Origin of the sequence: Deinococcus aquiradiocola, assembly GCF_014646915.1 — a bacterium.
Classification (GTDB): Bacteria; Deinococcota; Deinococci; order Deinococcales; family Deinococcaceae; genus Deinococcus; species Deinococcus aquiradiocola.
Window position 1 is genome coordinate 129442 of the sequence record NZ_BMOE01000005.1, and the last position, 12237, is coordinate 141678.

A 12237-nucleotide genomic window follows, 5' to 3' on the forward strand; every position below is an offset into this window, starting at 1 on the left:
CCTCAAAACCCCTGGTCTGGAGCGGAAGGAATGACGGCACATCCTCCGCGCCCCTGCGGTCATGATTCTCATCTGGCGGCCAAATTTGCACAACACGCCATGAAATTGCAGCGATCCCAGAGTGCTGAACCCCTGATACGGTTTTGATCCGATTCCAGGGATGCCGGAAGCAGCACCGACATCCCTTCCATCTCCTCCAAACCGTACTTGTTGGCACTCGCTTCGCTCGGCTGAACTCTACAAGTTCAGCTCAAAACCGTATGAAGTTCAGCCGAGCGAAGAGGGCACCAAAGTTTACGGGCTGAAGGAGACGGAAGCGGGCAGGCGTCCCCATGGGTGCTGATCTGCCCAGGGAGGGGTGCCGGGGCATGTTCCGGCCGCCCCGGAACCGATCAATGCCGGATCAGTTGCCGCGCCGCGTGCGCTTCTCGGCCTCGATGGCGCGCTGCAGGTCCGTGATCTGCCGCAGCATCCCCACCTGCTCCTGCGGGGACGCCGTCCCGATCTGCGCCTTGAGCAGGTTCACCTCGGCCCGGAGCGAGTCGATGCTCAGCCCCACCACGATGTCGTCCGTCGCGGCGGCCGCGTACCCCTGAACCTTCTGCTCGTACGACTCGTTCGCCGCGCGGGACAGCGTGCCCGGATCACGCCCCTCGAACAGCAGCCGGATCAGCAGCGCCTCCTCCGGCTGCCCACGGAACAGGTCCAGGATCGCTTCCGGACTGCTCGCGCCCTGCGCGGCCAGCATGACCTTCCCGACCGTCTGGTTGCGCCACGGCGTCTGCCCGTCCAGCTTGGAGAGCAGGTTCGGGTTCAGCAGGATCTGGCGCAGCAGGGCCAGCTCGTGGTCCTCCTCGCCGCGTCCGGTGCTCATGCCGACCATCTGCGTGTCGCTCAGCGTCTTGCGTTTCGCCTTGCTGCTGATCCAGTCGAGCAGCGCGTCCGGCCGGATGCCGAGCATCTCGCAGGCCCGCTGCCGCATCTGCTGCGCGCCCTCGTCGAGCGGGTCGAGGTTCTGCATGCGCGGCAGCAGCGCCATCAGCACCTGCCGCTTGCCGTCCTGCGTGTCCACCCCGTACTGCTCGGCGGCGGCCCGCACCCGGTACCCGATCTCGTCGATGCCGCCCGCGAGCGCCTGCCGGACCGCCTCGATGTCGCCCGACATGATCGCGTCGGCCGGGTCCTTGCCGTTCGGGACGCTGGTGGCCCGCACCCGGAAGTTCGCGCCGAGCACCTGGTCCAGCCCCGACAGGGTGGCCTTGAGGCCCGCCTCGTCCCGGTCGAACATCAGGCTCAGGCCGCCCACGCCGAGCCGGGACAGCAGTGTGGCGTGCTCCGCCGTGAGCGACGTGCCGAGCGTCGCGACGGCCCCCGTGAAGCCCGCCTGATGCATGGCGATCACGTCCATGTACCCTTCCACCACGATCAGCTCGCTGCGGCTCCCGCCCTCACGCACCCCCTCGCGCGCGAAGTTCAGACCGTACAGCAGTTCGCCCTTCCGGAACGCTTCCGTCTCGGGCGTGTTCAGGTACTTGGGTTTCTCGTCGCCCAGCACGCGCCCGCCGAAGCCGCACAGGCGGCCCAGGTGATCGCGGATCGGGAACATCACGCGCCCCCGGAAGCGGTCGTACACGCGTCCGGACTCCACGTTCTCGCTCAGCAGGCCCGCCTCCAGCAGCTGCCGTTCCGTCAGGCCGCGCGTCCGGGCGCGTTTCAGCAGGCCGTCCCAGCCGTCCGGCGCGTACCCCAGCTCGAACTTCTCGATGGTCTCGTCCGTCAGGCCGCGCCGCCGGAAGTACTCCAGGCCCGGCCCGCTCAGGTTCTCGCGGAAGTACGCGAGCGCGAAGGCGTTCACGTCGTACTGGTCGCGGGAGGTCTTCTCGCCGTAGCGCGTCTCGACCGTCACGCCCGCCTTGTCGGCCAGTTTGCGCAGCGCGTCCCCGAAACTCAGGTTCTCCTGCCGCTGCACGAAGCTGAACATGTCGCCGCCCGCCTTGCAGCCGAAGCAGTAGAAGTACCCCTGCTCCACGTCCACCTGGAAGCTCGGGGACTTCTCCTTGTGGAAGGGGCACAGGCCCTTGAGGCGGCCGCGCCCGGCGGGCACGAGCTGCACGTACTCGCCGATCACGTCGGCGATACTGATCCGTTCCCGGACCTCTTCTTTACTTCCCACGCGTCGCGCTTCCCACCAGGCTTCACCTCCCTTCGGGGCAGAGTCATACGGACCCGCGTTCCACGTCGGTGCAGAGCATGTTTATCGCCTGCCCGTTCCCGGTCCGAAAGTCCGTATCCTACCCGGCACGCGTGACCGCGCTGTTGCGGCCCAGGCCGGGGGAGGTCCCCAGTCTACGCCCTGACGCCAGGAGCGTAAAGGGACCATGAACACCGTCTGGCACGCACAAAATACCCCGGACGCGTGCTGGCGCGGTCCGGGGCGGGCAGGTGGGCGTGGGCGGGTCAGGGTTTGCTGGTGATGTCCTTGCCGTCCTGCGGTTTCACGCCGTTCTCGACCCAGCCGCGCAGGTCGTTCCACGCGCCCACCACTTCCTTCGTCGAGAAGTAGCAGTGCGCCGGGCCGCTGCTGCTGGTCGCGTCGACCGCCTTGGGCTGCACGGTCTGTTGCACGAGGTTCGCGCTGTTCCCGGCGGCCGCCACGATCGCCCTGAATTCCGGCTCGAAGCTGTACGGCACCAGCGGGTCGGAGGTGTTGTGGAAGCTGAGCATCTTCGCCGTGAACTTCCCGGTCGGCGTGTAGTTCGCGTCGAGGTACGCGGCGGACGCGTCTCCCGCCCCGAGCGTGATGCGCTGCACGCGGGCGTTCAGGTCGGCGTCCACGGCCACGCTGCCGCTGGTGGGGTACGTCTTGCCGACGTTGCTGTACCCGGCGCCGCCCGTGGTGCTCAGGTAGTCCTGCAGGCCGTACACGGTGGACGCGAGCGGCGTGATGAAGCTGACCGCGTCGGGCGGGGTGCCCGCCACGCGCGCCACGCCGCCCACGATGCCGAGCGCCTTCGGGTCGCCCTTGGCGGCCGCCGTGAAGAGCGACACGACGGTGCCCGTGACGACGTTCGCGGTGAGGGCCGCGTTCGGGGTGATGGCGTCGCCGTTGCCGGGCAGCGCGTAGGCCGTGTCGCGCGTGAAGTAGTCGTAGACGACCCGGAAGTCCAGCAGGTAGCGTTCCTCGGCGCGCCAGCCCGCCACGACGCCGCAGTAGGGGAGGGCGCCCACGAAGTCGTTCGGGTACTTCTCGACGAGCGCCACCGTGATGTTGCCGCCCATTGAGATGCCGGTGATGTACTGGGACTTGCTGCCCATGCGTGCCAGGAAGTCGTGCAGGGCCTTGTTGGCCTCCACGCCTTCCTTGACGGCGTACCCGGTCTTGGCGTACGCGGTGTTGGCGGCCACGTACCCCTGACCGTACGCGGTGGTCAGCAGCCCGAAGGACGGGTCGGCGGCCGGGTCGGGCACCTTCTCGGTGGTGCCGGGCGTGGCGTAGCCGTGCGCTTCCAGCACGCTGCGGCCGTTCCAGTTGGCGGGCACGCGCGCCGCGAAGGGCACGCTGGCCGCCCCGGCCTTGAGCATGCCGGTCACGTTCAGGCCGCCGTCGTCGCGCCTGGCGATCTTCAGGCCGGTCACGCCGGACAGGCTGGCGGCGTTGCCGATGCTCTCCTCGCTGCCGGGCGTGGGTGCGGGGCTGCAGGCGCCCATCAGGGCGCTGAGGAGCAGGGCGGCGGGGAGGAGCAGGGCGGTGCGGGCGGGGCGCGTCATGGGTTCTCCTGTGCTGGGCGGGCTGGGACCGGGTTGGCTGGGGTTGGGCCGAATCCGAATGGGGGTGGGCAGGGCCGAAGTGGGCAGGGCACGCGGGCGCTTCCCAGGTGCGTGGCACACGGCCGGGCGCACGCCGGGCGGGCGTGAACGGATGAACGCTGAAGGTGAACCTGCGTGCACTCATGCTAGGGCGGCGCGCCCGGGAATAACAGAGGGGGCAGTCCAAACATCCGGCCAGACGCCCGGACGGCGGGGGCGGCGGTGCGGCCATGCTCTACACTTCCGGCATGAGCGCCCTCCCGCCCGGCGACCCGTCCGACCCGTCCGGCACGCCCGGTGCCGCCCCGCTGCCCGTGCAGGGCGAGACGCTGTCGCGCGACGAGCTGCGCCGCTACGGGCGGCCGCTGCTGGTGCCGGAGTGGGCGCACTCGGGCGCGCAGGAGCGCCTGCGGGCCGCGCGGGTGCTGGTGGTGGGCGCGGGCGGGCTGGGCTGCCCGGTGCTGTCGTACCTGGGCGGGGCGGGCGTGGGGACGCTGCACGTCTCGGACGGCGACACGGTCAGTCTCAGCAACCTGCACCGGCAGACCCTGTACACGGTGGGCGACGTGGGCCGCCCGAAGGCGCAGGTGGCGGCGGCGCGCGTGCAGGCCCTCAATCCGCACGTGCAGGTGAGGGCCGTGGAGGCGCTCGGGGCCGGGCGGCCGGACCTGCTGGACGGCTACGACCTGACTGTGGACTGCACCGACAACTTCGACACCCGGTACCTGATCAACGACGCGTGCGTGGCGGCGGGGCGGCGCTGGGTGTGGGGCGCGGCGGGCGGTACGGAGGGCATGGTGAGCGTGTTCGGGCCGGAGTGCAGCCTGCGCGACCTGTTCCCCGAGCCGACCGGGGCGGAGTCCTGCGACGAGATCGGGGTGATCGGGCCGCTGCTGGGGGTGGTGGGCAGCCTGATGGCCGCCGAGGCGCTCAAGGTCCTGGGCGGCATTGGTGAGCCGTTGATAGGAAGCCTTCTCATCTACGACCTGCTGGAGGCCCGCCTGAGGCGGATCGGACTGCGCCCAGCACGGGCTGCAGCTGCAGTGTCTTTATAGATTATTAATCTAATTTTCATTAGACGCACATCTGATTTTCTGCTGCTGGAGCAGATTTTCCCGATTTTTGCGGCTCCATCCCACTCACCCGGCCGCCCCCGAAGTGGGGGGGATGCCCCCCAGGAGGGACTTTTCGAGGACACATCCCGCAAAAGGTGTGTTACTATCCATTCGAGCCCACAATACAGCTCAAATCCACCTCTGGAGGACATTCACATGGCAAAAAGCACCAAGCCCGCCGCCGCCAAGGCTCCCGCCAAGGCCGCCAAGCCCGCCGCCAAAGCTGCTCCCAAGACCGCTGCCGCGGACAAGAGCGAGAAGATCGCCAAGACCCAGATCATCGACATGGTGGCCGACAAGACCAGCCTGAACAAGAAGCAGGCCGGTGAGGCCGTCGCCTCCATGCTCGACGTCGTCGTCGAAGCGCTCAAGGGCGGCAAGAGCGTCGGCCTGCCCGGCCTCGGGACCTTCAGCGTCGCCAAGACCGCGGCCCGCCAGGGCGTGCGCCCCGGCACCAGCGAGAAGATCACCATTCCCGCCGGCAAGAAGGTCCGCTTCAAGGTCGCCAGCACCCTCAAGACCGGCCTGTAAGAACACACGTCAGTCCGGAGGTGGATGGGTCACTCGAAAGGGTGACCCATTTGCCATCCCGTTCCCCGCCGCTCCCCTCGTTCCTGCCGCGCGTCACACCGGAAGTTCATCTAAAGGTCTCCTCATCTCCGGCCAGTCCGGCTGCGTTCTCATGGAGTGTCCCGCCCGCCTGCACGTCAGGCCCCCGCCCCTATCCGGGCCGCGTGCAGCGCCGAACGGACACGCGCAGGGACACCGCCGCACCGGCCCGGCATACGGGCACGACCGGCACAGTTGTCACCTCCGCGCACCGCTACAGTCGAACCACCCGGCCCCACCCACCGAAGGACCTGTCCGAACGCGGACCGGGGCACGACAATTCAGGCCGCTGGCCAGTCTGGAACGAGGAGAACGCTATGAAGAGGAACCTGACCTACCTGCTGACCGGCCTCGTGCTGAGCAGCGCGGCCACCGCCGCCGCCAAACCCATCGTGGTCGGCGGCAAGCTCGACCCCGAAGCGCAGCTGCTCAGCCAGATGATCATCCTGACGCTCCGCAACGCCGGACTCGAAGTGACCGACAAGGCCTCCCTGGGCGACACCGGCGTGAACCGCAAGGCCATCCTCGCGGGCGAGATCGACACCTACGCCGAGTACACCGGCAACGCTGTGTACCTCTTCCCGGCCGCCAAGATCACCCCCAAGCAGGCCAAGAATCCCGGCACCGTGTACGGCCTCGCCCGGCAGCTCGACAGCAAGCAGGGCATCACGTGGCTCAAGCCCGCCAACGCCAACAACACCTGGGCCGTCGCCGTCCCCCAGGCCTTCGCCGCGCAGAACAAGCTGAGCAGCTACACCGACCTCGCCGCGTACCTCAAGAAGGGCGGCAAGTTCAAGGTGGCGGGCAGCCCCGAGTTCTTCAACCGTGACGACGCCTTCAAGCTCTTCGAGACGACGTACGGCTTCACGCTCAGCCCCGACCAGAAGCTCGTGCTAGCGGGCGCCACACCCCCCCAGACGCAGCAGGCGGCCGCCAGCGGCACCAACGGCGTGAACGCCGCCATGGCCTACGCCACCGACGGCAGCATCGCCGCGCTGAAACTGGTCGTCCTGAAAGACACCAAGAACGCCCAGCCGGTCTACCAGCCCGCCCCGATCATCCGCACCGAGACCCTCAAGGCCAACCCGCAGATCGAGGGCCTGCTCAACAAGGTGTTCGCCACCCTGAACGCCCAGACGCTGCAGACCCTGAACGGCAAGATCGCGCTGGAAGGCCAGAGCGCGCAGAGCGTCGCCTCCGCGTACCTGAAGGGCAAGAACCTCATCAAGTAACGGGCCGGGAAGCGGGCCGCGCGGCCCGGGCGACCACCTGTCCGCCTACGCGCCCCGCTCCCGCCTGAGCCGTTCAGTCCCGAGTGCTTCAGCCCCGAGTGCCCACGCACCGGGGCTGTTTCGCTCCCCCAGGAGACCCCATGCGGATGAATGCCCGCCCCACCCGCCGCCCGCCCCGGCCCGGCCACCCAGAGGCCGCGTGAGCGCCCCCGCCCTGACGGTCCCGGCCCGCCCGGCCCGCGCCGCGCTGCCCGGCGACCTCGTCACGGTGTTCGTGCTGGCGGCCCTCCCGATGCTCGCCGCCCTGGCACTGCCGTGGGTGCTGCTGCGCCCCAACCGCATCGCGCCCGGCGAGGCGCTGCACCTGCCGCTCCCGGACCTGATCGTGGGGGCCGTGCTGGCCCTCGCGCTGCCCGTCACGGCCCGCCTCGCCCCCCGCGCCCTGTGGCTCGTGAGTGCGCTCGCCCTGAGCGCCGGGTTCTGGTGGCTCGGCACCCGCACGACCGCCGCGCTCGCGGATCAGCTGCCCTTCGCGCGCGCCAGCGCCAGCAGCGGCGTGTGGCTGTGGCTGCTCGGCAGCGCTGTCGCCGCGTACGGCGCTCGCCTCGCCGCCCGCACCCGCACCGAACGCGCGCTCGGCCTGCTGTGGCTGCTGCCGCTCGCGTTCTGGGCGTTCACCGGGTTCTTCACGCACTGGTCGGTGGTGGTGGAGGGCACGGCGGAACGCGACCGGCTGCTGCAGGAGTTCGTGCAGCACCTCACGCTCGTCGGATCGGCACTGGCGATCGCGCTGCTGCTCGGCGGGCCGCTCGCCGTGCTCGCCAGCCGCCGCCCACGCGTGGCAGGCGCCGTCCTGAGCGTCGCCAACGCCGTGCAGACCATCCCCAGCCTCGCGCTGCTCGGCCTGCTCATCGCGCCGTTCTCGGCCCTCGGGACGGCCTTCCCGGCCCTGCGTGACCTGGGCATCCGCGGCATCGGCGTGGCGCCCGCCCTGACCGCCATGACCCTGTACGCCCTGCTGCCCGTCCTGCGCAACGGCGTGGTCGCCCTGACCGGCGTGCCCGAAGGCGTACTCGACGCGGCGCGCGGCATGGGCATGACCGACGCGCAACGCTTCTGGCGCGTGCAGCTGCCGCTCGCGCTGCCCGTCTGGCTGACCGGCGTGCGGCAGGCCGCCGTCCTCCTGATGGGCGTCGCCGCCATCGCCTCCCAGATCGGGGCGGGCGGACTGGGCGTGTACATCTTCAAGGGCCTGCAGAGCAGCGCCGCCGACCTGATCCTGCTGGGCGCCATTCCTGCCGTGCTGCTCGCCGTGCTGATCAACGCGCTGCTGCACGGCCTGGAAGCCCTGCTGGCCCGCAGGCTGGGCCGCGCGTGACGCCCCCGCCCGCCCGCCCGACCCACCCTGTCCCGATCCAACCCGTCCCGGCGCACCCGCCGGAAGCCCGCACGCCGCGCCCGGAGCAAGCATGATCACCCTCGAACACCTCGAAAAACGCTACGGCGACACGTACGCCGTGCGCGACCTGAACCTCGCCTTCCCGGACGCGTCCATCACGGCGCTGCTCGGCCCGTCCGGCTGCGGCAAGACCACCACCCTGCGCATGATCAACCGCCTGATCGAACCGAGCGGCGGCAAGGTCCTGCTGGACGGGCAGGACGCCGCCGCCCTCCGCCCCGAGGCGCTGCGGCGCGGCATCGGGTACGTCATCCAACAGATCGGACTGTTCCCGCACCTGTCGGTCGCGCAGAACGTGGCGACCGTCCCGGACCTGCTCGGCCGTGACCGCGCCCGCACGAACGCCCGCGTGGACGAACTGCTGGACCTGGTGGGCCTGGATCCCCGCACCTTCCGTGACAAGCGGCCCGGTGAACTGTCGGGCGGGCAGGCACAGCGGGTCGGGGTGGCGCGCGCCCTGGCCGCAGACCCGCCCGTGCTGCTGATGGACGAGCCGTTCGGTGCGCTCGACCCGATCGCGCGGGACGAGGTGCAGGAACGCTTCCTGGGCATCCAGGCGACCCTGAAGAAGACGGTCGTGATCGTGTCGCACGACATCGACGAGGCGCTCCGCATGGGCGACTACGTGGCGCTCATGCGCGCCGGGAGCCTGGAGCAGTTCGGGACGCCCGACGACCTCGTGCGGCGACCCGCGACGCCGTTCGTGCGGCAGTTCCTGGGCGACGACGCGAACCTGCGTCAGCTGGCGGGCGTGCCGGTCCGGCACTTCGTGCAGGCGGGCGACACGGCGGGCCTCCCACGCCTGGAGGCGGGCACGAACACCCGCACGGCCATCGCGCTGCTGCTGCGCGCGGGCAGCGAGTCGGGCGGCGTGTGGGACGGGGACCGGCCGCTGGGCGTCGTCAGTTTCCGTGACCTGACGCGCGCCGAGGCCGCCCCCGCCCCGGACGCGCCCGGACGGCCCGCGTGACGGCTGCGGCCGCCACCGCCCCCGCGCGCCGCGCCTCCCGCGCGTGGGGAGCACTCGTGTGGCCCGCGGCCCTGCTGTTGTGCGTGTTCACGCCGCTGCTGCCGCGCCTGCTGGCGGGCCTGTCCGCCGGAACGCCGCCCACCACCGACACGCCCCTGTGGCGCCTGACGCTCTCGCACCTCGGACTGGTGCTCGGCGCGGAAGTCGTCGTGCTGCTCATCGGCGTGCCGCTGGCCGTGTACGTCACCCGGCCCGGCCGGGACGCGCTGCGGCAGCTCGCGGAAGCCCTGACGGGCCTGGGGCAGACGGTGCCGACCATCGCGGTCCTCGCGCTCGCCGTGCCCGCCCTGGGCTTCGGGACGGCCCCCACCCTCGTCGGCCTGATCGTGTACGGGCTGGTGCCGGTCGTCAGCAACGCCGTCGCGGGCCTGATGGGTGTGGACCGCGCCGTGCAGGACGCCGCGCGCGGCATGGGCATGAGTGCCTGGCAGCGCCTCACGCGCGTCGAACTGCCGCTCAGCCTGCCGGTCCTGCTGGCCGGGGTCCGCACCAGCACGGTGTACAACGTCGGCACGGCCACCATCGGCGCGGCCCTCGGCGCGAGCGGGCTGGGCGAACCGATCATCAACGGCCTGTCGCAGCAGAACACCGGACTCGTCATGCTGGGCGCCGTCCTGTCGGGCCTGCTGGCCCTGAGCCTCGACGCGCTGCTGGGGCTCGTCACGCCCAGAGACTGACGGGCGGGCGTGGAGAGGGGGGCGGCCGTGTCCGGTGTGGGCGGACAGGCCACCCCCCTCCTATTGTGCCGTATGCACATGTGATATCATGGCGATAGGAGGAAGCTATGACTCACGGCAAGGACCAGGGCACGGACGGACTCGGCACACCCCTCACGGGACAGGTCCCCTCACCGGGCGGCACGGGCAGCACCGAACGGCGCGCCTTCGGTCTGCCGGGCGTCCCGGCCCTGCTGCTCTTCCTGGGCGTCGCCGCCCTGATCGCCGTGCTGGTCGCCGTGGGCGTGGCGTGGCTCGGCATCCTGCTCGGCGTGGCCCTGATGTTCTGCCTGGGCGGGTTCTTCATCGTGCAGCCGAACCAGGCGTCCGTCATCACGCTGTTCGGCCGGTACGTCGGCACGGAGCGCCGCAACGGGTTCTTCTGGACGAATCCCTTCACGACCCGCAACCGCCTGTCGCTGCGCATCCGGAACTTCAACTCCGAGCGCCTGAAGGTCAACGACGCGGGCGGCAACCCCATCGAGATCGCGGCCGTGATCGTGTGGCGCGTGGTGGACACCGCCCGCGCGACCTTCGACGTCGAGGACTACGCGCAGTTCGTGGCGATCCAGGCGGAGACGGCCCTGCGGCACCTCGCCGCGCAGTTCCACTACGACGACCCGGAAGCGGGCGGGCGCAGCCTGCGCGGCAACCCCGACGAGGTCGCCCAGGCGCTCGCGCAGGAACTCGCGCTGCGCCTGCAGCACGCGGGCGTCGAGGTGCTCGAAGCGCGCCTGTCGCACCTCGCGTACGCGCCGGAGATCGCGGGCGCGATGCTGCAGCGCCAGCAGGCGAGCGCCATCCTGGCGGCCCGGCAGATCATCGTGCAGGGCGCGGTCGGCATGGTCGAGATGGCGCTCGCGCAGCTGTCGGACCGCAACATCGTGGACCTCGACGAGGAACGCAAGGCGCAGATGGTCAGCAACCTGCTCGTCGTGCTGACCAGCGAGCGCGGCACGCAGCCGGTCGTGAACGCCGGGAGCCTGTACTGAGCGGGACGCCCCGGCGGGGGAGACCCCGCACGCGGACGGGACGGCGGCATGGCTGAGAAGAAGAAGAATTTCGCCCTGCGCCTCAGCCCGGACCTGCACGCCGCGCTGGAACGCTGGGCGTCCGACGACCTGCGCAGCGTGAACGCGCAGATCGAGTACCTGCTCACCGACGCCGCGCGCAGGGCGGGCCGCCTGCGCGCCCGTCCCGTCCCACCAGCCGCCGCTGCCGACAGCGCCAATCCCTCCGGGCCGGACGACGACGCACTTCATGGGAGCGTCAGCGATTCTTAAGCAAACGGCTAAGCTCCGGGTGCGGAGGTGGCCGTGTCCCCTGACGTACACTGGAGGTATGCCCCGACCGACCCGTTCGCCGCGTCACCCGTGGGCCGCCCGACCTCTCCACACGAACCGTCCCGTGCGGGCCGCGCAGCACCTGCCCCGCTGAACTGAACATCGTCCCGGCCCCGTGCCGGGTTTTTTTGGCCCGGGCTGCCGCGCGCAGCCTCCGGCCCGGTGAGGTGACCATGACCAGAAGCAGCGTTCGCAGCGAGGTTCAGGGCCAGATGACAGCGTACCTTCCCTCCGGGGTACCCTCGGCGGGACACCCGGACCGCGCCCCCGTGGGCGCGCAGGCCGCCCGCCCCCCCACTCCCGCCGGGAGTGCCGCGCCGCTGCGCTTCCAGCCGGGCGACCGCGTGATGGTCCCCCCGTACGGCATCGGCGTGATCTTCGGCACCTGCCTGCGGCGTGTGGCAGGCACGCAGGCCACGTACTACGCGGTGGAATTCCCGGAGAGCAGCTCGCGCGCGTACGTGCCGGTGGACGCGCCCGCACACTCCGGCATGCGTCCGGCCCTCACGTCGCACGAGACGCCGCGCCTGCTGCGGCACCTGCAGGAGGGCCGCGTGACGCTGCCCGCCCAGTGGTCCGCGCGGCAGCGTCAGGTGACGGAGATCCTAGTGTCGGGCGACCCCTTCGAGCTCGCCACCCTGACCTGCGAACTGCGCCGCTGGAACGTGCAGCGCGGCCTGCCGGACCTCGACCGTCAGGCGTTCCGGCGCGCCATCCGTCTGCTGGAACAGGAGGTGCAGGGCCTGGAGGACCTCGAAGCGCTGCGCGTGCGCGAACTGCTCGGCAACGCCTGGAACGAAGGCCCGCAGTGACACGGTCTTGAGCTGAACACCTGGAGTTCCGAGCGGAACGCGAAGCCGCCGCTGTTCCCGGCATCCCTGGAACCGGGTCAGCACCGGAGCGCGCCCGGCCAGCCGGGGGGAAGG

At 70.7% G+C, this 12237-nt stretch carries 11 protein-coding genes; 9 read left to right on the forward strand and 2 right to left on the reverse strand.

The genetic code is table 11. From position 1 onward, the window contains the following. Positions 1-403: 403 nt before the first annotated feature. Together dnaG and IEY33_RS09275 are read right to left on the reverse strand one after the other, a co-directional pair. Positions 404-2173, reverse strand: coding sequence for a DNA primase (gene dnaG / locus IEY33_RS09270; protein ID WP_188962661.1), 1770 nt, complete (start codon positions 2171-2173; stop codon positions 404-406). Between the two features lie 284 nt (positions 2174-2457). Beyond that, positions 2458-3768 carry an alpha/beta hydrolase family protein gene (locus tag IEY33_RS09275; RefSeq protein ID WP_188962663.1) on the reverse strand — a complete coding sequence of 437 codons (1311 nt, stop codon included), beginning with the start codon at positions 3766-3768 and terminating at the stop codon, positions 2458-2460. A gap of 287 nt (positions 3769-4055) precedes the next feature. Between IEY33_RS09275 and IEY33_RS09280 the strand changes: the two genes are divergently transcribed. The 9 genes from IEY33_RS09280 to IEY33_RS09320 all read left to right on the forward strand — a co-directional run bounded on the left by IEY33_RS09280 (position 4056) and on the right by IEY33_RS09320 (position 12123). After that, entirely contained in the window at positions 4056-4862 is an 807-nt protein-coding gene (locus tag IEY33_RS09280) for a HesA/MoeB/ThiF family protein (RefSeq protein ID WP_188962666.1), read from the forward strand. Positions 4863-5078: 216 nt separating this feature from the next. Further along, positions 5079-5453, forward strand: coding sequence for an HU family DNA-binding protein (locus tag IEY33_RS09285; protein ID WP_188962669.1), 375 nt, complete (start codon positions 5079-5081; stop codon positions 5451-5453). A 395-nt stretch (positions 5454-5848) separates the two neighbouring features. Further along, a complete protein-coding gene (locus IEY33_RS09290) occupies positions 5849-6763 on the forward strand; it encodes a glycine betaine ABC transporter substrate-binding protein (RefSeq protein WP_188962671.1) in 915 nt (304 codons plus the stop codon). A 199-nt stretch (positions 6764-6962) separates the two neighbouring features. After that, complete coding sequence (locus IEY33_RS09295; protein WP_229670902.1) at positions 6963-8141, forward strand: ABC transporter permease; 1179 nt, start codon at positions 6963-6965, stop codon at positions 8139-8141. Between the two features lie 91 nt (positions 8142-8232). After that, positions 8233-9192, forward strand: a complete 960-nt coding sequence (locus tag IEY33_RS09300; protein ID WP_188962673.1) for an ABC transporter ATP-binding protein — start codon at positions 8233-8235, stop codon at positions 9190-9192. Then, positions 9189-9929, forward strand: a complete 741-nt coding sequence (locus IEY33_RS09305; RefSeq protein ID WP_188962676.1) for an ABC transporter permease — start codon at positions 9189-9191, stop codon at positions 9927-9929. Before IEY33_RS09300 ends, IEY33_RS09305 begins: the two co-directional genes overlap by 4 nt. Positions 9930-10036: 107 nt before the next feature. Further along, the gene (locus tag IEY33_RS09310; protein WP_188962679.1) at positions 10037-10960 is read left to right on the forward strand and encodes an SPFH domain-containing protein; all 924 of its coding nucleotides are present in this window, start codon (positions 10037-10039) and stop codon (positions 10958-10960) included. Between the two features lie 48 nt (positions 10961-11008). Next, on the forward strand, positions 11009-11251 hold the full coding sequence (locus IEY33_RS09315; protein WP_188962681.1) for a type II toxin-antitoxin system antitoxin: 243 nt from the start codon (positions 11009-11011) through the stop codon (positions 11249-11251). 233 nt (positions 11252-11484) lie between these two features. Continuing rightward, positions 11485-12123 (forward strand): CarD family transcriptional regulator, encoded by a 639-nt coding sequence (locus IEY33_RS09320; protein WP_306415608.1) that lies wholly within the window; start codon positions 11485-11487, stop codon positions 12121-12123. Positions 12124-12237: the final 114 nt, after the last annotated feature.